Consider the following 22,589-nt stretch of genomic DNA (forward strand, 5'->3'; position numbering starts at 1 on the left):
TCTCTGATTATTACAAAATGTAATATCTACCATGGTCATTGCTGCCTCCGCTCTCATCGCTCACCTCATTGTACAGCCCGACTTGCCTCGGCGCGGATCGCTGGGATTGGGGTTCACGCCCTTGGCCCCCGAGATCGCGAAGGAGCACAAACTGGGCGAGGGCGAAGGCTTGCTGGCGGCGAAGCCCGTGCCCGGGGGGACCGGTGAACTGGCGGGCGTGCGCGAAGGCGACATCGTGATCAGCATCAACGGCCGCACGGCCAAGGCGCAAGGGCTTTCGGCGTGGGTTCGTACGCTTCCGAGCGGCGGAAAGACCAGGTTTAGCGTGATCCGCGACGGTAAGAAGGTGGAACTGACGGCGAAGCTGGTGGAACGGCCACGCGACCCGGGCGGCGACAACTACACCGTCTCCTACAGCTCGGTCAACACCGCGGCCGGGCGGATGCGCACCATCATCACGACGCCGAAGAAGCCGGGCAAGCATCCGGCGTTCATGTTCATCCAGGGACTTTCACCGCTTTCTTATGACTTCAATCTCGCCACCTCGAAGGGCGATGTCGCGACCATTGACGGCCCGCTACTTCACGAGATCGCGAACTCGAATTATGTGACGATGCGCGTGGAGAAGCCCGGTGTCGGCGATAGCGAAGGCGGGCCTTACGAGACGCTGGACTTTATGACCGAGGCCGACATCTACCGCCAGGCGATGAAGCAACTGGTCGCCAATCCGGGCATTGACAAGGGCAACCTATTCATTTTCGGGCACAGCATGGGTGGCTCGTTTGGGCCGATGATGGCGTGCGAGTTTCCGGTGAAAGGCATTGCCACCTACGGCACCGCCGGTCGCACGTGGTTTGAGTATCTCATCGACGTGATCCGCTATCAGGGGTTGGTCGCGGGCGATTCGTTTGAAAACGCCGACGACAGCGTGCGGCAGGTGTCGCACATCATGGCGCTGGCCATTCTCGAAAAGAAGGAGCTTGCCGAGATCAAGAAGCTGCATCCGGAGCTCGCGCCGCTGGTGGACGCGTACTTCCCGGGCGGTTTGTTCAATGGCAAGGCGCTCCCGTTTTGGCGTCAACTCAACGACACGAACTTCGCCAAGTTCTGGGCGAAGTGCGGCTCGCATGTGTTGGCCGCGCGCGGGGTTTCCGACTTTGTCACTTATGACGCCGACCACAAGCTGATCGCCGATATCGCCAACCGGGCCAAGCCAGGCTCGGGCAAGTTTGTGATGGTGCCGAGTTCGGACCACTTGTTCCATCGCTTCGCGACCGAGAAGGAGAGCATGCAGAACTTTAGCAAGGGCACGTTTACGCTTGAGTTCACGACCATGCTGAAGGCGTGGATGGCCGAGGTAATGGCGAGATAGTCGGGAAAAATTGTGCAAAACGTGTGCGGTAGGGCCCTTGACTGTTACACTTGATCCATGGACCGAAGTTGGGCCGGAAGCGCGAGTGGACCTGAACGGCGACGGAATTATCGATATTGCGGATTATTCAATCCTCGCCGCGAATTTCGACGCGGTTGGCGATTAGACCGGGTAACGTGCCTCTATGTTTGGTCGTCAGCTCGCCGTTGCGCTGGTGGTTGTTTCGTCGTGGGTCGCCGCCGCCCAGGATAAGCCCGAAGTCGGGCACTCGCACTTAGGATCCGCGTTCGACTCTGGCTTGCGGAGTAAGCCGTGGAAGTTCAAAGGGCTGGGGTCGGCGCCATTTCCGATCTCGACCAAAGTCAAGGAGATGCAGTCTTGGTACAACCAGGGCAACGAACTGCTCCACAGCTTTTGGTTTGAGGAGGCCGAGCGTACATTTCGCTGGTGCCTAAAGCTCGACCGCGAAAACGCGATGGTGTACTTTGGGTTGGCGCGTTGCGGCCTGAACTGGTTCACCATTGGTTCCTCGCCCGGCGAAGGAAACAAGCGATTTTATGACTTCTTGAAGGAGGCAGTCAAGCGCAAGAGTACGGTCAGCAACCGAGAAAGCCTTTACATCGAAGCGTGGGACGCCGCCTTTGCCCTGAAGGACGAAGAGGCCAGAAAAGAGATGGTGCGGCAGTTGCAAAAGCTGTGCATTCTCTACCCCGACGACCTGGAAGCTAAAACTCAGTTGGCGTTCTACAACATCGGGCAGGGGAGCACGTTGGCCAACGAGTTTCTCATTCAGCAGGTGCTTAAGGTAAACCCCATGCATCCCGGTGCGCACCACGCGCGGATTCACAACTGGGATGGTCAAGATGGCGGCGTAGCCCTGGCCAGCTGCGAACTCTATGGCAAGGCGGCACCGGGCGTGGGCCATGCCTTGCACATGCCCGGGCACATCTATTCGGGGATCGGTATGTGGCACGAGGCGGCGATTGCCATGGATAGCGCGACCCGGGTGGAATTGCGCCACATGAACGAGCGCCTCGCGCTCCCCTTTGAAAACTGGAACTACGCCCACAATCGCGATTACCTTTGCTACATTCAGGAGCAATTGGGTCATGCCCAGGCGAGCATTCAAGGCAGTCTGGATATTCTGAATTCGCCCCGCGATCCCGCGTATAAGGAAGCAGTTTATCAAGGGCTTATGGCGCTCGCACGAGCGTACACGAAGTTCGAAATGTGGGATCGGATCCTTGACGAGAAGTCGTTGCCGACCCCCGAGGACAAGGACGTGGCCGAAATGGTGGCGATGGTCCGAGCGGTTGCCTACGCGGAAACGGGCCAGCCGGCCAAAGGGCGCGAATTGCAGAAGTCGGTGAAGGCTCCCCCTGGCATGGGGCTTTTCCCCGCGCCCGCAATCTTCGATATTTTGGAAGCAAAGCTTCTGCTCGCCGAAGGCAAACACGAGGAGGGGCTGGGGATTTTGCTGAAGGCGGCGACCAACGAACGCAAGCAGCGAGCCAAGGGTGAATACCCCAACGACCCGCCATTTGAAGCGTGGCCGACGATGCGACTTGTTGGCGATGCCTACCTGGCGGCGAAGGACCCCGCAAAGGCGATTTCCGCCTACACCGAATCTCTCTCCCAAGTGCCAAACGATGCATGGAGTTTGGCCGGGCTAGCCAAGGCCTATGTGGCGCAGGGCAAGCCCGCCATGGCGATGCCTTTTGCCGAGCGATTTATGGCGGTATGGAGTGGGGCCGACCCGAACCTCAAGCTCATGAACGAGGTCCTCGCGTTGAACCTGAATGCGAAGCCGCGGGCGGAGACCTTCCGTCCGGAGCGAGTCTATCGGCCCGCCGACCTTGCGAAGTGGGGGCCCAGCAACTGGCAACCATTCGACGCGCCGGAGCTCGACTGCCTGGACATGAACGGCAAGCGCGTTCGCCTCACCGACTTTCGGGGCAAAAACGTGCTGCTGGTCTTCTATCTTTCGGATCAGTGCATCCACTGCGTCGAGCAGCTCGGCGCGATTGACAAGCGAAACAAGGATTTCCAGGACCTCAACACGGTGGTGTTGGCGGTGAGCGCGACGTCGCCGGAAGCGAACAAAGATTCCGTGAAGCTTTCTCCGTTCAACGCGAAGTTGTTGTCGGACACGAACCACGTCAACGCGCGGCGATTCGCGAGTTACGACGACTTTGAGGATATCGAACTGCACTCGACGACGCTGATTGACGCGCAGGGCCGCGTGCGCTGGAAGCGCTCCGGCGGCGACCCGTTTAGCGACGTGGACTTTTTGCTTGGCGAGATCCGCCGTTGGCCGCGCTAGCCCGGGCCGGTAGACTGCGGCAACGGTGTTTCCTCAGCGACCCAACCCGGATGATCTGCTTCAAGCGGTCGAACGCGAAACTTCGGCGCGCGGTCGCCTAAAGATCTTCCTTGGCGCTTCGGCAGGCGTCGGCAAGACCTACGCCATGCTGACCGAAGCGCAGGATTTGCGGCGGAACGGCGTGGATGTGGTGCTCGGCTACGTCGAATCGCATCGACGAGCAGAAACTCAGGCCCTGGTCGAGGGGTTGGAGCAAGTGCCTCTGCTGGAACTTGAGCACCGCGGTGCCGTCTTATCCGAGGTCGATGTGGAGGCTGTCATTGCGCGTCGGCCAGCCCTGGTTTTGATCGACGAACTCGCTCACACCAATGCGCCCGGCTCGCGCCACGCCAAGCGTTGGCAGGATGTGCAGGATGTGTTGGATGCCGGCATCGATGTCTTCACGGCGCTTAATATTCAGCACTTAGAGAGCCTCAACGACGTGGTGGCCCAGGTCACTGGCGTTCGTGTATCCGAGACCGTGCCGGACTCATTTCTGGACCGAGCGGATGAAATCACGGTGATTGACCTTCCGCCCGCGGAACTGCGAAAGCGACTCCAGGAAGGCAAGGTCTATCTGCCCGAAAGGGTGGACCACGCGCTGGAAGGCTTCTTCAAGACGTCGAACCTCACTGCCTTGCGGGAGCTTGCGTTGCGCAAAGCCGCGGACACAATCGACGCCGAAGTGCAGCGCCTCAAAACCAAAGAGGGAGCGACCGGCCCCTGGGCAACTCGCGAGCGAATCGTCGTTTGCATCGCGCCGAATCGCATGGCCTCGCGCGTGTTGAGAGCGGCAGCCCGCCTTGGCAGTTCGTCGCATGCCGAACTCATCGCGGTGTATGTCGAGAGCGACCGCCAAGTGGGTCGCACCGACGAGGAGCACGAGGCTGTGCAGGGAGCGTTTGAACTCGCGTCGCAACTTGGTTTGGAGGTGGCTACGCTTAGCGGGCACGACATTGTGGCCGAGGTCATGGCGTTCGCGCAGCGCCGCAACGCGACGCTGATCATCGTCGGCAAGCCGATTCGGCCCCGCTGGCGAGAGATTTTGTTTGGCTCGGTCGTGGACGAGTTGGTGCGCGCGAGCGGTGACATTGATGTCCATGTGATCACGGCGGATCGCGAACCGCAAGTCGCCCGGCGCGCACCCCGTCGCAGTGATTCCGCGGTTACACCCACAGGCGTCTCGATCGTCGTTGCCGCAGCCGCGCTTTCAACCGGCGTCGGGTTGCTGCTGATCCAGGGGTTTGGTCTGGCGAATGTGGCGATGATCTACTTGTTGGGGGTTGCGTTAGGAGCGACCCGCGTCTCGCGGATCGAATCCATGGCCGGCGCCCTGCTCAGCGTTCTGTGCTTCAACTTCTTCTTTGTCGAACCTCGTTACACGTTCGCCGTCCACGACGCCCGGTACCTTCTGCTGTTCGTCGTCATGCTGATTGTGGCGCTGGTCATCAGCTCCCTCACTCACCAATTGCGAGGGCAATTGCAGGCCACCGCCGAGCGCGAAAGGCGCACGCAGAGCCTTTACACTCTGAGTCGCCAGCTCACGGCCCAGCGCGGAAAACGGGAACTTGCGGCGGCGGCGGCCAAGGAGATTCGCGGCGTGTTTCAGGGCGATGTCGCCGTGTTTTTGTCCGAGGGCGCAAGCCTCAGCCTTATCGAGCGGTCGGAGACGGGCTTCGAATCCGAGTCCAACGAAGTCGCGGTGGCGACATGGGTCGCCGAACACGGGGTTCAGGCGGGACGCGACACCGATACGTTGCCGGGTGCGTCGGCGCTCTACCTGCCGCTCGCGACGGCCGAAGCAACCATCGGGGTGCTCGCGTTTCGGCCCGAACGTGAGCTACCGAAGCTCGCGCAGCGGCAACTTCTGGAAACGTTTGCGAACGCGTTGGGCCTCGCGCTAGAGCGGGCGGTGCTGGCCAAAGCGAGTAACGACGCGCGGGTCCAGGCGGAATCCGAGCGCATTCGCAGCGCGCTGCTGAGTTCCATTTCGCACGATTTGCGAACCCCGCTCACCAGCATTACGGGTGCGGCGAGCAGCATTTTGGCGGGCAGCCCAAACTCGCACGAATTGGCGGGCACGATTGTTGAGGAGTCGGTGCGCCTCAATCAGCAGATTCAAAACTTGCTCGATATGACCCGCCTGCAGGGCGAGGAGGTAAAGCTCAACCGGGAGTGGCATGCGCCCGGCGACTTGGTGGCTTCTGCTCTTCGCCAGATTGCGCCGAGTCTGGGGTCGCGAAGGGTGGACGTTGACCTTCAGCCGATGCTCGAACTGCTTTGGGTGGATGGCTTGCTCGTCGAAAAAGCACTCGTGAATCTGTTGGAGAACGCCGCTCGTTACTCCGGAGCGACCGCCGCGGTGCGAATCGCGGTCACTCGGCGTACCAAGGATCTCGTGTTCACTGTGTCCGATTCCGGACCCGGGCTACCTGGCGACCCGAGCCAAGTCTTCCGTCTAGGCCGCGAAGGGTTGGGGTTGGCGATCGTCCAGGCGATCGTCGATCTGCACGGTGGCCGCGCCTCGGCGCGCAATGTGCCCGGCTCGGGCGCTGAGTTCCAGATTGCGTTGCCCCTGCCCGACTCGCAGCCGGAGGCGCCCGTTGGCTAAGCCGACCAAGCTGTTGGTGATTGACGACGAGGCGCCGATTCGCAAGTTTCTGCGAGCTGGAGTCGATCCCCTTTTGTTTGAAGTCGTGGAAGCCGAGAACGGGGCAACCGGCGTGCGACTCGCCGCGACCGAACACCCCGACGTGGTGCTCCTGGACCTGGGACTGCCCGATTTTGATGGGCTCGAGGTCACGCGTCGCATTCGAGAATGGTCGGCGGTGCCGATCATCATTTTGTCCGCCCGCGGCGACGAGATGAACAAGGTGGAAGCGCTGGACGCCGGAGCGAACGACTATCTCACCAAGCCGTTTGGCTTGCCCGAACTGTTTGCCCGCATTCGGGTGGCGCTTCGAAACTCGCCGGGCGAGGCCTCGCAAGCGGTGATCGAATTCAACAACATCCGGGTTGACCTGGAAGCCCATGTCGTGACGAAAGCAGGGGTCGAAGTGCGTCTGACGCCCACTGAGTTTCGGCTTCTCGCCTTGCTTGCTCGCCACTTGGGAAAGGTCTTGACGCACGGTCAAATCCTGCGCGAAGTATGGGGGCCGGAATACGCGGATGAGCTGCACTACTTGCGGGTTTACGCTCAGCAGTTGCGGGGGAAGATTGAGGATGACCCCACGCTGCCCACGCTGCTGATCACCGAAACCGGCGTGGGTTACCGATTGCGCGCGGAATAGTCTTGATAAAATCTTGAGGTCGGTTGACCCGGTCCGTTGACACGGCATTGACGCCGTTCGCGGGAACACTCAACGTGAGAAATGTTATGCAGGACTCACTATTTGTACTTCTCATCGTTGGCAGCATTGCGCTGCTGGTCGCCCTCGTCAACGGCCTTGAGCGCCTCCGCCATGGAGCCTCGCATGAGTGAGCTCGCCATTCTTGGCGTGGTCTGTTTGGCCCTCACCGCCTACTTGGTTTACGCCCTGTTGCAACCGGAGAAGTTCTGATGTTTCTCATCGTTCTTTACTTCCTGATTGTGCTCGCGGTGACCGTGCCGATGGGCAACTACCTCTTCCGCGTGTTCTCCGGTGAGATCAGATTCTTAGCTCGGGTCGAACGAGGAATCTATCGGCTGCTTGGCATTCAGCCGGACGAGGACCAGAACTGGAAGTCCTACGCCGGGAGCCTGCTCGCCTTCACGCTGGTGTCGCTGCTCATCTCGTACGGGTTGCTGCGGTTGCAGGGGGTTTTGCCGCTCAATCCGCAGGGATATGGTGCCGCGCAGATGCCGGCGAATCTCGCCTTTAATACCGCGACTTCGTTTACGACCAACACAAACTGGCAGTCATATTCGCCGGAGTTGGCGCTGTCCACCTTCAGCAACATGGTCTCGCTGGCCATTCACAACTGGGCGTCGGCCGCCGTGGGGTTGGCGGTCGCCGTGGCTTTGGTCCGCGGTCTCGCCCGCAAGTCGGCGGGCGGTTTGGGCAATTTTTGGACCGATATTATGCGCGGAACGCTGTACGTGTTCCTGCCAATTTGCTTGGTGGGTGCGCTGGCTTATGTGGCCATGGGTGTGCCGCAAACATTCGACGGATCGCGGGTGGTGCAGACCCTGGAGGGTGCGAAGCAAACCATCGCGCTCGGGCCGGTCGCCTCGCAAGAGATCATCAAGCAGCTTGGGACGAACGGTGGTGGGTTTTTCAATGCGAATTCCGCTCACCCGTTTGAGAATCCATCCGCGTTGAGCAACATGTTCACGCTCATTCTCATCTTCCTGATCCCGGCTGGTCTCACGGCCATGTTCGGTCGCATGGTGGGCAACTCCCGCCAAGGCTGGTCAGTTTTTGCCGCGATGTCGGTGTTGTTCCTGGCGGGCGCATTCATTGGCCACGCGGCAGAGCAAGCGGGCAACCCCGCCTTCGCGAAGTTCGGCGTGGAGACCGCCAACATGGAAGGCAAGGAAGTCCGGTTTGGCATTGCCGCTTCCACCTTGTTTGCGAGCGTCACAACCGGAGCAAGTTGCGGCGCGGTGAACTCGATGCACGGTTCGTACACCCCTATCGGCGGCATGGTGCCGTTGTTCAACATCCTCAGCGGGGAGGTGATATTCGGCGGCGTGGGTGCGGGCCTTTACGGCATGCTCATCTTCGCGATTCTGGCGGTGTTCATTGCGGGCCTCATGGTCGGGCGAACCCCCGAGTACTTGGGCAAAAAGATCGGCAAGTTCGAGGTCCAAATGGCCATGGTGGCGGTGCTCGCAATGGCCTTTAGCATCCTCGGGATGTCCGCCGTCGGGAGCGTTGTCGAGCTGCCTAAGGAAGGTCCGATCGCGGCCCTCAACACCTTCCCCGGAGCGGCCTACGGCGGAGCCGATAGCGCGTACGGGGCCATGACGGGCAACCTGAATAACCCCGGCGCTCGAGGCTTTACGGAAATGCTGTACGCCTTTACGTCGGCCACCGGCAACAACGGTTCGGCCATCGCCGGAATCACCGCGAACACCCCGATTTACAACACGATGCTCGGTGTCGCGATGCTCATTGGGCGGTTCTTGGTGATCCTGCCCGTGCTGGCGATTGCCGGCCACATGGCCCGCAAAAAAGTGAGCCCGGCCTCGGCGGGGACTTTCCCCACCGATTCGGGCACGTTCGCGTGGCTACTCGTCGGCGTGGTCATTATCGTGGGTGCCCTCACCTTCTTCCCGGCCCTTGCTCTCGGCCCCGTGGTCGAACACCTTCAAATGACGGGAGGTCATTAACATGGCTCAATCAACATCTCTTTTTCAACCTGAACTCATTCGCCGGGCATCCGGCGATGCTTTCCGCAAACTCGACCCGCGCGTTGTCGCCAAGAATCCGGTGATGTTCGTGGTTTTGGTCGGCAGCGTTGTGACCACGATCTTCTTCTTCCGCGATGTCGCTTCGGGCAAAGGTGACGCGCTGTTTACCGGGCAACTCGCATTGTGGCTCTGGTTCACGGTGCTGTTTGCCAACTTCGCCGAGGCGATGGCCGAGGGACGGGGAAAGGCGCAAGCGGATTCGCTTCGCAAGGCGCGAACCACCATGTCGGCTCGTCGGCTTTTGCCCGACGGACGCGAAGAAAGTGTGCCCGCTCCGGCCTTGGCCAAGGGCGATCTCTTTGTTTGCGAAACGGGTGACGCGATCCCGGCTGACGGCGAGATTGTGGAAGGGATAGCGAGCGTGGACGAGAGCGCCATCACCGGCGAATCGGCGCCCGTGATCCGCGAGTCGGGCGGAGATCGAAGCGCCGTCACCGGGGGCACTCGCGTGCTGAGCGACCGCATTGTGGTGCGAGTAACCCAAGACCCCGGCAACTCATTTTTGGATCGCATGATTTCGCTTGTCGAAGGTGCGAAGCGCCAAAAAACCCCGAACGAGATTGCGCTTTCTATTTTGCTGAGCGGGCTCACGCTCGTGTTCTTGGTCACAACGGTGACACTTCTGCCGTTTGCTCAGTACGCGGTGAACCAGGCGGGGAAGGGCGAAACGCCGAGCGTGCCGGTGTTGGCCGCGCTCCTGGTTTGCCTGATTCCGACCACGATTGGCGGGCTGCTCAGCGCAATCGGAATTGCGGGGATGGACCGGGTGATGCAGCGCAATGTGCTCGCGATGTCGGGCCGCGCGGTGGAAGCCGCCGGTGACGTGACCACGCTGCTGCTCGATAAAACCGGGACGATCACGCTGGGCAATCGGCAAGCGAGCGCTTTTCACCCGGCGCCTGGCGTAAGTGAACAAGAGCTTGCCGAAGCCGCGCAACTCTCGTCGCTGGCCGACGAGACGCCCGAAGGACGTAGCATCGTCGTGCTGGCAAAAGAGCGCTTCGGCATCCGCGAACACGACTTGGAGGCGATGGGCGCCGAGTTCGTTCCGTTTACCGCCCAAACCCGCATGAGCGGGATCAACGCGGGAGATCGCGAGGTTCGCAAAGGTGCGGCCGAATCGGTCCGCGCCTTTGTTGAGGAGCGCGGCGGCTCGGTACCGGCTGAGGTTCTAGCTTCCGCGCAGCGGGTCGCCAAGGAGGGTTCGACGCCATTGGTCGTGGCCGACGGCGCGAAGATTTTGGGCGTGGTGCAACTGAAAGACATCGTCAAAGGCGGCATGAAGCAGCGATTCGCGCAGATGCGTGAGATGGGCATCAAGACGGTGATGATCACCGGCGACAACCCCTTGACCGCGGCGGCGATTGCCGCCGAAGCAGGCGTGGACGACTTTATCGCTGAGGCCACGCCCGAGCAAAAGCTCGCCTACATCCGCGAAGAACAGTCGGGCGGACGCTTGGTGGCGATGACCGGCGACGGCACCAACGATGCTCCGGCCCTGGCGCAAGCCGACGTGGGCGTGGCCATGAACACCGGGACCCAAGCGGCAAAGGAAGCCGGCAACATGGTGGACCTGGACAGCAATCCCACCAAGCTGATTGAGGTGGTGGAGATCGGCAAGCAACTGCTGATGACCCGCGGCGCGCTCACCACGTTTAGCATCGCCAACGATGTCGCCAAGTACTTTGCGATTATCCCGGCCATGTTCATCGTCACCTACCCCGAGTTGCAGCGGCTCAACTTCTTGACCAACCCAAAGTCGGCGGTGCTGGCGGCGGTGATTTTCAACGCGCTGGTCATCATCGCGCTGATTCCGCTTGCCCTTCGCGGCGTGGCGTACCGGCCCATGGGCGCGGCTAAGGCCCTGCGGCGCAACTTGCTGCTGTATGGCCTGGTGGGCGTGGTGATTCCGTTCCCTTGCATTTGGCTGATTGACAAAGCCCTCGTCCTTTTGAAACTCGCATGAAACACCTTCGACCTGCTCTCGTTCTCACCTTCTTCTTTATCGTTGTCACCGGATTGCTATTTCCGTTTATTGTCACCGCGATCGCCCAAGTGGCTTTGCCAAAACAAGCCAACGGCTCGATGTTGGAGGTGAACGGCAAGGTGGTGGGCAGCGAGTTAATCGGCCAAGCCTTCGCGGGTGCTGGCTTCTTCCACCCGCGGCCCTCGGCGGCGGGCAGCGGATACGATGCGAATTCCTCTAGTGGCACCAACCTTGGCCCCACCAACCCCAAGCTTCTCACCGGCGCCGACGGATTTGATGGCGTTGAGCAGTTGGCCGCGTCCTATCGCAAGTTGAACGGCGTGGCGGCCGATGTGAAACTTCCGGTGGACGCCGTCACTCGATCGGCTTCGGGGCTCGACCCCCACATTTCGGTACGAAACGCCGAACTGCAGGCGGCTCGGGTTGCGCGGGCGCGCGGCTTGAATGAGAGCCGCGTGCGGGCGCTGATCGCGGCGAACACCGCTCAGCCACTTGCGGGCGTGCTCGGCGAGCCGATGGTGAACGTGCTCAAGCTCAATATTGCGCTGGCCAAGGGCTAGGCTTAGCCGCCCGGATAGCGCTTCCAGAAGTCGTCGGCGCTGCCAAACTTGACGTCCACTAGATCCTGCGCGACTTGATCAATCACGTCGCGCAGTTCCAGGTCGCGGAGCCAAGTCTCGGGGAGGACGGCCATGCCAAACGCGGCGCCAATAATATTGCCGCAAATACTTCCGGTCGAATCTGAATCGCCGGAATGGTTGACCGCCATGCGCAGGCCGGCGATCAGATCGTCTTGAGCGCGCAGCGCGCAGAACACGGCGACTGCCAAGGCTTCCTCGGCCACCCAGCCCTCGCCCAACTCGGTGATGGCGTCGAGAGCCGACGCATCGCTGGCGGACAATTCGCACGCTCGCACCAGCGCCTTGGCAGTGAGCGTTTCCGCATCGATCAAACGAAGAGTTGCTTCGACCGCGGCCAAAATCGTGCTTTCCTCGTACACCAGTTCCTGAACAATTTGGGCCAGCGCGATGGCCGAGGTGCGAGCCTCAACGTGGCCGTGGGTGAGGTCGGAGCTCTTCCCGGCCACTTCTTCGACCGCCGGATAGAATCCGAACGGGGCGGAGCGCATGACGGTGCCGCACCCCTTGCTGTTGTTTGTCGCGGCGTGGCGGGTGCTTTTCCACTCGCGCAGACCAGCCAAACAGGTGTTGCCCGGCGCGCGACGCTGGTGCAGGCCGCGCTCGCCGATCAGCCAGCCCGGCGCTTCCATGGCAAACTTATGCGGCTCTTCGCCCTGGGTGAGCAGCCACCGCTGGTAGGCATAGGCCACCACTCCCGGCGGGTAGCAAACGCCCTTGAGTTGCTGACGCACCCACGCGCGGATCAATCCCTCCGCGCTGAAAAGGGTCATTTGCGTGTCGTCGGTGATGGCGCCGCGCACGCCGTAGGCCACGTCGTACTGCTGGATTCCAGCCGGCCCATACTTGCGCTGGATCTCGCTCCAACTATCAAACTCGACCGCCGCGCCCAGGGCATCCCCCATCGCGCCAGCGAGCAGGCAGGCTCGGGCTCGGTCGCGCAGAAACTCGTGGCGGTTATCGTTTTGCATGGGTTTAGTGTACTAAACTGAGGTGGTTGCGATTCTCGCACGTTTAGTTTGTTGAGGGTTTTGGAGTGAACGCCTTCTCTTAGGATGTCTTTGGAATGGCGTCAAGGAACTGCTATCCCTTGCCAGAACCCTTCTCCCACTTTCGCATGAACCGCAGGTGCGTGATGGCTCCGATGTAGATGAGGCCGCCGACCACCAGCCCGGGCCCGGAGAAGCAGAATAAGCTGGCAACAATGTCATCCGTTTGCGAGCGAGCAGGTTCGTTCCGATTCATTCCGCCCATAACTTCGATGACATATCCAGCGCGACCCGTGATGACGAGCGTGATGATGATCAGGCAGATTGGGACCAGCAAAACCGACGCCGAGATTGGCCACGAGTTTTTGCAACCTCGGCAAAAGAAGTGCAGCGCCAACGCAACTCGCCACGTTGCAACGAGGGCCAAGAACGTAGTGTTTGCTCCTTGCGCACTAGCGGTATCCATGAACATTTCCACCGGAATGCCATAGATCAAGCCCGGTGCGGCGGTCAAGGAGACCACGGTTAGCACCTTCATGAGTGATGGTCGCGAGTGCGAAACTGGTCGGAGGAAAAGCCATAAGACCGGGCTGAGAATAAAGATGTACGCGATGGAGGCAAGCCCAAGTTTCGCAAACCATGGGGCCGACGGGAAGTCCCAGTTTCGCGCGATACCCACGAGCCACGTGGTGAGCAGTCCGAGCAAAAAATGCGGCTTGCCGAATCGATCGTAATCCTCAGTTGTCGCCCGGAATGTTAGGAACTTGAATAGGTCTTGCGCGGATTCCTTCATGGCTAACCTGTTAATCTCTTTCGAAAAATGGAGTTTCGCATGGCCCTCCGTTTGTCGGCGGCTTCAATAGAATACACACTCTCGATCATGTTGTGAAACTCTTGTTCTAGTTGAGAAGGAGTAAAGTTCTTCGGCCTGAACGTGACGTCGAAAAGCGTGCATTGATCCCAAAACGTTTCGGCGAGCAACCGACCTTCCGCCCGCAGTTGACGGTGCAGTGCGGTGCCCGGAAACGGAGTGAGCACCGTGAGCTGAACCTCGCTGAGGCCGCATTCCTCGATGAACTCGCGGGTGGCAGCAAAAGTTCCTAGCGTGTCGCTATCAAAGCCAAAGGCGAAACATCCGTTCACAGAGATGCCGTGGTCTTGAATTCGCCGCACTTTTTCCGCATATTGCGGTTGCTGCCGCCGCTTCCAAAGGCCGGAATCAGTTTCGGCAAGGGCTTCGGGCGAAACCGATTCAAGCCCGATGAGCACTTGGGCGCAACCAGATTTCGCGAGGAGCGAGAGAAGTTCTTCGTTGTCGGCCAACGAGATATCGGATTCAGTAAACCACTTGACTTGCGGATATTCGCTTAACAGTTGGGCGAGTTCGCGCGCCCACTTCTTGTTGACAAACGAGTTATCGTCGGCGAGTTCGATGAACGGATCGGGCCAGATGTTGAGAATCGCCTCAAGCTCCTGGCGGATGCGCGCGATCGGCTTGCGCTTGTAGGGGCTGATGAGCCGGCTCGCCGCGCAAAAGGCGCAATCCAACGGGCAGCCGCGCGTGGTTTGCAGGGGGATTCGGTTGTATTTCGCCGGGTCTAGCAGGTCGAATCGCGGGATCGGGGTTGTCGCGAGGTCGTCGGTCACGTGCATGCCGTCGTAGCGTCTGGCCAGTTCACCCCGTCCGAAGTCGGCGACGAGTTTCGGCCAGACCCACTCTCCTTGGCCCACCACCACCGCATCGGCGTGGAGCGCGACCTCGTCGGGCAACACGCTGGCATGCAGACCCCCGATGACGACCGAAATGCCCTGCGCGCGGATGGCATCGGCGAGAGCATAGGCGTCGTTGATGCGCGCTGAAAGGGAACTGATGGCGACGAGATCGGCCTCGACCTGCGGTAGCTCGGCCATGTCGTCAACCTCGTGGTAGGAAATAGTCCAGTGAGGGGGCGTGGCCCCGGCGATGGTGAGCAACCCCAGGCTGGGAATGGACGCGATGACCTTGCCGCGCTCGATGAATCCAGGCAGGGTGAGCCCGAGGGCGCGAAGCTCGGGATTGACAATCCGCACCCCGCTCATCGCGATCAGCATGAGGTGTGGCATACCGCGCAGGTTACCTGGGTGGTGAAGTAGAGCCCTCAGAGGCCAAGGAATGTTGATTGGTGGAGGTAAGGGGACTCGAACCCCTGGCCTGTTCGTTGCGAACGAACCGCTCTCCCAACTGAGCTATACCCCCGCCGTCGAACCCATCATACCCACGGCCACCTTACGGCAAATCCACGCCCACACCATCGAAGTTGAGCGCCAAAAGCGTGTAGTCGGCAATATCCACAATGCCATCGCCATTCAGGTCCGCGCGCACATCGTAAAGGGGATCGCCCAGAACGCGATCAAATCGGGCCGCGAGAAGAGAGTAATCCGCAATGTCCACGATGTTGTTGCCATCGCAGTCGCCGTTATTCAGTGCGAACGAGCAGCAATTCAGCCCGGCCGTCACGCCGGTTTGCACCTTGCGCAAGAATGTCCGCCCCTTCAAATACACATCAACCGGCCCGGAGAAGTTCGTGCTGAACAGGAACTCACCGGTCACCGGATTGATCGTCGTCGCCCGGGTCTCGGTGTTCGCACCCTGTTTAATCACCACCGTTGCCGGCACAGGGTCGGTGCCCACATAGCCCTGCAGCGTGGCCGTCCCCGAACAGCGATTTCCGATATCGAGCAGGAAGTCGAATTGGTGACTTTGTGTGGCGGTCGGATTCGCCGTTGTCGAAGTCGCATTCGAATTTATGCCGGTGATCAGGCGCCAGGATCCGGCCACCATCGTTCCTGTATTGCTAAATGCGCCCGTCGCGCTAAGAGAGAACGAACTGAACTGGTCCACCCAACCGAATCCGTTAAAGCGCTGCAACCGGATATAGCGGGACGCCTGAGGCAAGAAGCTCACGTTGCCCGAAATGCGATAGGCGGTAAGGTTCGGCACCGTAAACTCCAACCGCAGCTGATTATTGTTGGTGGAGATGCCCGCCGAAGCAGCACCATCGGCACTCGCGGTCGAAATGCTCAACGCAAGTGCCGAGATGCTTTCCACGTCGGTGAGCAGGCCACTGATTTCGTAGGCGTGAGAGTTCACCGCGTTCACGCTCGCCGCGATTGGCGGGAGCGAAGAGCCGCTGAACGGAAAGTTTAACTCTGCAAAAGGCGCGAGCGTGTTATCACTTGTGCTGGGCGTGCCGCTGTTCACACTTCCCCCAAAGCCGTAAACGTAACTGAGGGCAGCCTCGCTTAGCCTTCCGGTCAGTTGCACCTGGGCACTCGCGAGTCCACACAAACATCCGCACGTGGCGAGAGCCACAATTCTTCTCAACATAAACCTATTATAAGGGGCTTTCTCCCGTTGGGACAAGTTTCTCACAGCATTGCCAGGGTTTTCAGTCACTTAGCGGAATGAGACACGCAGATGTACGGTGCTCTCGGCCTGCATGGGCCCGCTCGGCACGGACTCTGCCCCGTATTTTCACGAGTTTTCCGCTTGCCCCCTTGGGAATTTGTTCATCAAGTGTTAAGCTAAGGGCGTTGCGAGAGTTTTTGTCTCGCCAAAAAGGAGCAATATGAAGAAAATTACCCTCATCGCAGGGCTTTCGGTCGCTAGCGCCGTTGCCTTCGCACAAGTCCCCTTCACCGGTCAACTGCAAAAGCGAACCCTCGACATGGGTTCGGGCATTGGCACCGAACTCACCTCAACCCCGGTTTACAGCCACATGGACAGCCCCTACGTGGCGTTCGCGGCACGCGGCGGTGGGCTCGGTTTTGATGACTACACGGCTTCACCGAACGCGAGCTTCGCGCTGACTGAAATGCGCTTCATTGGTGGCGTCACGGCAGCGGGCGGGCAACTCCGATTCGACTTCTTCGACTCGGCTTCCGTGTTTGTGACCTCTTTCACGTCCACTTTTGGCACGGCCGGCAACTTCATTTGGAGTATCACCGGATTGGGCGCATTGGGCATCACGCTTCCGGGTTCGGGCGTTATGCAAATCACTGCTCTCGGCTCAACGACCGGTCAATTCTTCCTGAGCAATTCGGCCGCAACCGTAGGCAGCCACGTGTCTTCGGTTGGTTCGACCACCACGCACCAGCACAGCTTCGAACTCAGCACGGTTCCCGAGCCGGGTTCCATGATGGCGCTCTTGGGTGGCTTTGCCCTCCTTGCTCGCCGACGCCGCAGCTAAGCCCCGCTTAAGTTGCAAACTTCGTCAGGGTGGCCGCATGGCCACCCTGATTTTTTGCGGGGTTCTCGCGCGTCTTAACCGCAAAGTGAAAATTCTTTGAACCCTCGGGCCGCCCGCCATCACTCAGTGACGGAGATGCGCAATGAAGGTGCTCGCAATGAGTAAACAAGGCAAGGCCAACATCGATATCGTAGAGCTCGCCGAGCGATACTACGAAGACGTGGTGGCGTTTTGCACTCGCCGGGTTGGCTACGACCGGGCGGGCGACATGGCGCAAGAAACATTCCTGACGGCGCAAAGGATTGCTGGCAAGTTCCAGGGCAAAAGCACGGTGAAAACCTGGCTGCTGGGCATTGCCAACAATCACTGCCGCGAGGAATGTCGCCGCCACGGCCGCGAGATTCTCGCTGATCCGGAAGTTTTCGAGCTGCCGGATAACGGCCCCGAACTCGTGGAGCGCGTCGTGTTAGAAGAAGCGATTCTCAAGCTCACCTTGGAGCACCGCGAAGTGGTGGTGCTGCACGAGCTTGATGGCCTGACTTACGATGAAATCAGCGGTGTTCTGGGCGTTCCGTCCGGCACCGTCAAGTCGCGTTTGCACCACGCATTTGTGCATCTCCGCAAAAATCTAGGAGTGTCTGTACCCGCATGAATCAGTATCGAGAAGACCTGAAAGCATACGTCGACGGCGAACTTTCGCCAGCGCGCACGCAGGAACTTGAGCAAGCCATGAAGGCGGATCCGGCCCTTTTGGACGAGGCGAATATGCTCAAACGAATTAAAGAATCATTTGTTGACCACACCGATAAGGAGCTGATGCTCCGGGAGGCCAGAGTGGATCCGCGCAAGGCCCAGCTCATTTCCAAGTTGCGGGAAGCGCCCGCTCGAAAAGGAGTTTGGAGCCGAATGGGCTCTTATCGATGGGTTGCCGCAATGGCGGTGGGCATCGCGCTGTTTGCGACATTCGTGCCAACGTACCAACAAACTCGCCGGGCCGGAGGAGGAGTTGCTACTGCCGGCGCAAGTATGGAAATGGCATCGGCCCCGGCAATGCCGATGACCGAAATGGATCTAGGCGTCCAGAACGCACCCGCCGAATCGGAAGCCAAAGCAACAGCGGATTACGGTCGGATCGCCGAAAGAGCGCGGGTGGCACCGAGCAAAACCCGCGGCGAGGTCCCAACTCTGCGCTCGGAGCGAGAAGTCATACAGTCCGCCAGCATCGGGGTCGCGGTGGAATCTGCGTACAAGGGTCTGAATCAGGTGAACGCGATTGCGATTTCAAATGGCGGATACCTGGATAACAAGAACTATAACAAAAATGAGGGCGGCGCGCCGGTGGCCATGGCGACGATCAAGGTGCCAGCGGCGAAGTACGACATGACCATGGAGCGTGTGCGGGAACTCGGCGAAGTGCGCGAAGAATCGCAAGCGGCCGACGACGTGACGAAACAGGCGGTGGCGTATCGCGCCGAAATCGACCAACTCAAGCGAAAGATCAACGCGCTGGACGCTCGTTTGCGCACGGCTCGAGGCCGAGAGGCAAGTGAGATCCGCTGGCGATTGAGCGATCTGCAGGGGCAGTTGAACTCGCAGCAAGTAGCCAGCAAGCAGTTGGCCGGTGAAACCGCGATTTCGACGATCGTCGTGAACCTCTACGAAAAGGACAAGATCGCGCTTAGTCCTGAGAATCAAAACTGGTCGAACAACATTTGGAACCAAGCGGCTAACAATTTCACGGTGGTGGGCCGCGGACTCGGCGCAGTGGCCGTCAACATCCTTGTGTTCAGCCCCATCTGGCTGCCGTTTGCGCTCATCGTCTGGTGGAAGAATCGCGCCGCCAAGAAGTAGCGCCGTAGAGTAAGGTGAAAGGATGATCGCGCAAGCCATGATCATCCTTTCCGCCATGTCTGCCCCGCTCGATCTCACCAAAGTCTTGGAAGCTGCCGTGGTTGCGGCGGCCAAGGTGCAGCAGCCGTTTTCCGAAAAGGATGTGGCGATGACGCTTTGGCAGATCGACGACAACGCGGTTCTTGATAAAGCTGAGTTTCGCGGTGAAGAGTCGTTCATCACGGCGAGCGTGGTCAAGCTGTTCTGGCTTGCCTTCGCCGCGCATGAGGTAAACGCGGGGCGCATCAAGAAGTCGGAGGAATTCGAGCGAGCCGTCCGCGACATGATTGTGGACAGCAGCAACGACGCGACCGGCTATATCGTCAACGCGACGACTGGCGCTCTACCCGGCCCCGAACTCGCCGGAAAGCAACTCGACGATTGGAACCGCAAGCGCCAGGCGGCAAATCGTTGGTTCAAATCATTAGGGTACCAAAATATCAATGTCATTCATCGGACTTACAACGAAGGAGCGTACGGGCGCGAACGACAAGCCTTTGGGAAGGATCTGGAGTTAAGGAACCGATTGACTACAAATGCAACCGTGCGCATGATGACAGAGATCATGCAGGGCAAGGTGGTGAGCCCGCAGCAGTGCGAATGGATGCGTGCCCGCTTAAGTCGCAACGTCCCCGCCGATGATCCCAAAGCCGATGGTCAATCCAAGTACATCGGCTCGGCGTTGCCGAGCGGCTCGAAGCTGTGGAGCAAGGCCGGTTGGACCAGCCTCAACCGCCACGACGTCGCCGCGTTCAAGCTTCCGGATGGCCGAATGTACGTGCTGGCGATTTTCACCAACTATGGCGGGAACGACAAAATCGTCCCCACCATGGCCAAAATGGTGGTGGATCAACTGCAATGAATGCTCTCATCGCCGCCGCCATCCTCGCGCCTCCGCCGAGTTTCGAACCCCTCGCTAAGCAACTCGTCGCCGATAGGGTTGTCCCAGGAGTCGCCATCGCCGTCCAGCGAAACGGCAAGATGGTCTACGGTCGCGGGTTTGGGGCGCAGAACCTCGAAACCAACACCGGAATGACGCTCGACTCGGTGCACGAGATGGCATCCGTGAGCAAGCAGTTCACCGCCACGGCGATCCTTCAACTGGTTGCCGCGGGGAAATTGAAGCTGACCGACTCCATTTGCGACTTGCTGCCCACCGCGCCCGAATCGTGGCGACCCGTGACCATTCACCACCTGCTTAGCCACACGGGTGGCCTCGCCGACTACATCGGCTCCGGCAATCTGGCGCTCACCACCAGCGAGCAAGCGCAGATCGTGGCCCTGAAAGACAAGCCGGTCCGCTTTGCGCCGGGCGCAAAGTTTGAGTATTCCAACACGGGCTACATGCTGCTCGGTGCGATCGTCGCGAACGTGACCAAGCGGCCGTTTGGCGACGTCCTCAAGTCCGATGTTTTCGCCAAAGCCGGCATGACAAAGGCAACCATCGCCAACCCGGAAGCGATCATTCCGAACCGCGCGATGGGCTACCAATGGTCCGGATCGCAGTGGCGCAACGAGCAATATGTGCACGCCAAATGGAGCGCCTTCGGCGACGGCATGGTCATGGCGAGCGCCCGCGACCTGCTCCGCTGGCACAACGCGTTGCGCACCGATGCGGTGCTTCCGGCGAACATGCGCAAACTCGCGTGGACGAGTCACAGTGATGGCAGCTACGGCTACGGCTGGGCCATCAACCGGCCCGGGCTGCAAGGGCGCGTGTTCCACACCGGCGGCTGGGTGGGCACAACCACGATTGTGGTGAGCGATTTTGAGCGCAACGATTGCGCGGTGATTCTCATCAACACCGACCGTCGCGACCAGAAAATTGGACAACTCCACGAGGCCGTGATCCGCTGGATGGATGCGCAATGAGACTCGCGCGCATCATCCTGTTCGTTCGCAACGTGGCGGAGGTCGCCGAGTTTTATCAGAAGTTCTTTGCGATGGAGCCGCAGCCGGGCGCGAGCGCGGATTGGGTTGAACTTGCGGGGCCCGGGGGCAATATCGCCGTTCACAAGGCGCATGGCGGCGCTCATCCGGGCCCGGCATCGCCGGTCAAAATCGTGTTCTATTGCGACAATATTGAAGCTGCGAAGCAGAGTTTCTCGGAACAAGGGCTGGTGTTTGGCAAAACGCATTCGTACGGCGAATTGCAGTTCGCCGATGCGGTTGATCCGGCGGGGAACCCGATTCAGATTTCAAACCGTTAGCCGCTTATTGGTTCGCCCACTTGTTGATCAGCCACCACGATGCCTGGTCATAGGGGCAGAACCGCGGGTGGGTGAGCACCTCAAACGCAGGCCGATAGCCAAGCTGGCCGCTGCCATATTGCCGCAGCCGTTTGATCACGGTCTCGACATGTTCGCGCGCAATGCGGCAACGCTCGATATCGGCGAGCGATCCGCCGATGCGCTGGTGCGTACGGCGCGCGACCTTGGCCAAGTCGTCAAACAGTTGCCGCGTGAGGGTGAGCTTGGCAATGGCGCGCTCGGGGCTGCCAGCGGCATATTCAGCGGCCGCGTCGTCGGCAAGGCGCACCCATTCCACCGCGGCCCGAGCCCACAGAGTCACGCCGCGCTCGGCCTCGGTTTGCGCGTGGAAGAGCGCCTGGTCCAGGTGATCCAGTATCGCTTTGCCGTGCGAACCCCGCAATTCCTCGCCGTGATGCACCCACGCTAAAAACGGGTTCGCCATCAGCAGTGTGCGTGTTTTTAGCGAGTTGCGGATGCGCCCGGAAGTGAACACGCCGCCAAACTTTTCCAGGTCGGAGCTCATCATCTGCGCCCACTTTTGGCCCTCGCCAAACCAATCCACAAGGGGGCCCGACCGGTCGCTCGTCGCCCAGCGCAGAATCGGAAACAGCGAATCGTAGGCGGCAAACATGCCGATCTCCCAGGTGGTGACGCACAGACCAAAGAGCCCGCCCGATTCCACGTCCGCGGCGACTTCGCGAATGTTCGTTTCGGTCGCGCCGAGGTGACACCAGGTCGCGCTGTACGTGATGACGCACGGGCAACCGACCACGCGAAACCCTTGCTCAGTGAACTTCGGCGCGGTTTCGGCGACGCCATTGAAATACTGCCAGTCGAAGATAATGCTCTCCTTGGGAATGTAGCGAAGCGCGGAGGGGTGGGCCAGAAACATGTCGCCCCACAGCGCGGGCGTTCGACCCGCGGCCACCACACGGTGCGCGAGCGGTCCAAAGTGCGCGCCGTAAAGCTCGGCTTTGCCATCCACGTCGGGCTTAGCCTCGCTTTGCTCCACCCGCGCGCGGCAGAGCTGGCACTGGCCGAGCTGCGCGGTTTCGTCGCCGCCAATGTGGATGATCTCGTCGTCGAAGGCGGCCAAAATGTCGTCAATCATGCCTTCGCAAAGGCGAATGAAGTCGGGATTGCTAGGGCAGGCTTGAAGACCCTCCAGCGGCGCCTCGCGAAACTGCGCGCCTCCCTCCGTGTAGAGGAATCCCTCGAAGTGGCCCAGCAAATTGATAAACGGGATGAGCCGCAGAGCGGGGAAGTCGCGCCGCAACTGGGCGATCATCTCGGGCGTAATGCAGTCGTTGCCGTGCACCCAGGGCACGCTCGGATAGGCAAATCGGTGCTCCAGATAAAGGCCCATCGCGTCGTAGCCGGCTTCGAGGCTAAGCCGGGCGAAGGTCGCCAAGTGCTCGTAGGAGAGGTGCTGCTCGCGGGCGACATCGAGCATCCACATTTTCAACTGCATCCGT

The 22,589-nt window shown here is 60.2% G+C and carries 19 protein-coding genes and 1 tRNA gene; 14 read left to right on the forward strand and 6 right to left on the reverse strand.

What is annotated here, in order from left to right:
• Positions 1-31: 31 nt before the first annotated feature.
• The 8 genes from JNJ45_02295 to kdpC all read left to right on the forward strand — a co-directional run bounded on the left by JNJ45_02295 (position 32) and on the right by kdpC (position 11,676).
• The gene (locus tag JNJ45_02295; GenBank protein ID MBL8047490.1) at positions 32-1,372 is read left to right on the forward strand and encodes a hypothetical protein; all 1,341 of its coding nucleotides are present in this window, start codon (positions 32-34) and stop codon (positions 1,370-1,372) included.
• Positions 1,373-1,556: 184 nt separating this feature from the next.
• Positions 1,557-3,695 (forward strand): redoxin domain-containing protein, encoded by a 2,139-nt coding sequence (locus tag JNJ45_02300; GenBank protein MBL8047491.1) that lies wholly within the window; start codon positions 1,557-1,559, stop codon positions 3,693-3,695.
• A 25-nt stretch (positions 3,696-3,720) separates the two neighbouring features.
• On the forward strand, positions 3,721-6,345 hold the full coding sequence (locus JNJ45_02305) for a sensor histidine kinase KdpD (GenBank protein ID MBL8047492.1): 2,625 nt from the start codon (positions 3,721-3,723) through the stop codon (positions 6,343-6,345).
• A complete protein-coding gene (locus JNJ45_02310; protein MBL8047493.1) occupies positions 6,269-7,024 on the forward strand; it encodes a response regulator in 756 nt (251 codons plus the stop codon). The genes JNJ45_02305 and JNJ45_02310 overlap by 77 nt, the downstream gene beginning before the upstream one ends.
• A 156-nt stretch (positions 7,025-7,180) precedes the next feature.
• On the forward strand, positions 7,181-7,294 hold the full coding sequence (gene kdpF, locus JNJ45_02315; protein MBL8047494.1) for a K(+)-transporting ATPase subunit F: 114 nt from the start codon (positions 7,181-7,183) through the stop codon (positions 7,292-7,294).
• Entirely contained in the window at positions 7,291-9,048 is a 1,758-nt protein-coding gene (gene kdpA / locus JNJ45_02320) for a potassium-transporting ATPase subunit KdpA (GenBank protein MBL8047495.1), read from the forward strand. Before kdpF ends, kdpA begins: the two co-directional genes overlap by 4 nt.
• Before the next feature lies 1 nt (position 9,049).
• Complete coding sequence (kdpB, locus tag JNJ45_02325) at positions 9,050-11,095, forward strand: potassium-transporting ATPase subunit KdpB (protein ID MBL8047496.1); 2,046 nt, start codon at positions 9,050-9,052, stop codon at positions 11,093-11,095.
• Positions 11,092-11,676, forward strand: coding sequence for a potassium-transporting ATPase subunit KdpC (kdpC, locus tag JNJ45_02330; protein ID MBL8047497.1), 585 nt, complete (start codon positions 11,092-11,094; stop codon positions 11,674-11,676). The genes kdpB and kdpC overlap by 4 nt, the downstream gene beginning before the upstream one ends.
• A gap of 2 nt (positions 11,677-11,678) precedes the next feature.
• On the opposite strand, the gene JNJ45_02335 is transcribed toward kdpC, so the two are convergent.
• The 5 genes from JNJ45_02335 to JNJ45_02355 all read right to left on the reverse strand — a co-directional run bounded on the left by JNJ45_02335 (position 11,679) and on the right by JNJ45_02355 (position 16,110).
• Positions 11,679-12,725, reverse strand: a complete 1,047-nt coding sequence (locus JNJ45_02335; protein MBL8047498.1) for an ADP-ribosylglycohydrolase family protein — start codon at positions 12,723-12,725, stop codon at positions 11,679-11,681.
• A gap of 112 nt (positions 12,726-12,837) precedes the next feature.
• Entirely contained in the window at positions 12,838-13,536 is a 699-nt protein-coding gene (locus JNJ45_02340) for a hypothetical protein (protein ID MBL8047499.1), read from the reverse strand.
• 2 nt (positions 13,537-13,538) lie between these two features.
• Positions 13,539-14,846, reverse strand: coding sequence for a B12-binding domain-containing radical SAM protein (locus JNJ45_02345; GenBank protein MBL8047500.1), 1,308 nt, complete (start codon positions 14,844-14,846; stop codon positions 13,539-13,541).
• A gap of 57 nt (positions 14,847-14,903) precedes the next feature.
• Positions 14,904-14,979: transfer RNA gene (locus JNJ45_02350), tRNA-Ala, on the reverse strand.
• Positions 14,980-15,009: 30 nt separating this feature from the next.
• Positions 15,010-16,110 carry a hypothetical protein gene (locus JNJ45_02355; protein ID MBL8047501.1) on the reverse strand — a complete coding sequence of 367 codons (1,101 nt, stop codon included), beginning with the start codon at positions 16,108-16,110 and terminating at the stop codon, positions 15,010-15,012.
• 241 nt (positions 16,111-16,351) lie between these two features.
• Between JNJ45_02355 and JNJ45_02360 the strand changes: the two genes are divergently transcribed.
• The 6 genes from JNJ45_02360 (at position 16,352) to JNJ45_02385 (ending at position 21,072) form a co-directional block, all read left to right on the forward strand.
• A complete protein-coding gene (locus JNJ45_02360; GenBank protein MBL8047502.1) occupies positions 16,352-16,972 on the forward strand; it encodes a PEP-CTERM sorting domain-containing protein in 621 nt (206 codons plus the stop codon).
• Positions 16,973-17,129: 157 nt separating this feature from the next.
• Positions 17,130-17,624: a sigma-70 family RNA polymerase sigma factor gene (locus tag JNJ45_02365; GenBank protein ID MBL8047503.1), complete on the forward strand. Its 495-nt coding sequence runs from the start codon at positions 17,130-17,132 to the stop codon at positions 17,622-17,624.
• Positions 17,621-18,823, forward strand: coding sequence for a DUF4349 domain-containing protein (locus JNJ45_02370; protein MBL8047504.1), 1,203 nt, complete (start codon positions 17,621-17,623; stop codon positions 18,821-18,823). Before JNJ45_02365 ends, JNJ45_02370 begins: the two co-directional genes overlap by 4 nt.
• 22 nt (positions 18,824-18,845) lie before the next feature.
• Positions 18,846-19,724 (forward strand): serine hydrolase, encoded by an 879-nt coding sequence (locus JNJ45_02375; GenBank protein ID MBL8047505.1) that lies wholly within the window; start codon positions 18,846-18,848, stop codon positions 19,722-19,724.
• Entirely contained in the window at positions 19,721-20,734 is a 1,014-nt protein-coding gene (locus JNJ45_02380) for a beta-lactamase family protein (protein MBL8047506.1), read from the forward strand. The genes JNJ45_02375 and JNJ45_02380 overlap by 4 nt, the downstream gene beginning before the upstream one ends.
• Entirely contained in the window at positions 20,731-21,072 is a 342-nt protein-coding gene (locus JNJ45_02385; GenBank protein MBL8047507.1) for a VOC family protein, read from the forward strand. Before JNJ45_02380 ends, JNJ45_02385 begins: the two co-directional genes overlap by 4 nt.
• Positions 21,073-21,076: 4 nt before the next feature.
• On the opposite strand, the gene JNJ45_02390 is transcribed toward JNJ45_02385, so the two are convergent.
• Positions 21,077-22,585: a family 20 glycosylhydrolase gene (locus tag JNJ45_02390; GenBank protein MBL8047508.1), complete on the reverse strand. Its 1,509-nt coding sequence runs from the start codon at positions 22,583-22,585 to the stop codon at positions 21,077-21,079.
• Between the last annotated feature and the right edge of the window lie 4 nt (positions 22,586-22,589).

The sequence above is a fragment of the Chthonomonas sp. genome (assembly GCA_016788425.1).
Lineage (GTDB): Bacteria > Armatimonadota > Fimbriimonadia > Fimbriimonadales > Fimbriimonadaceae > JAEURQ01.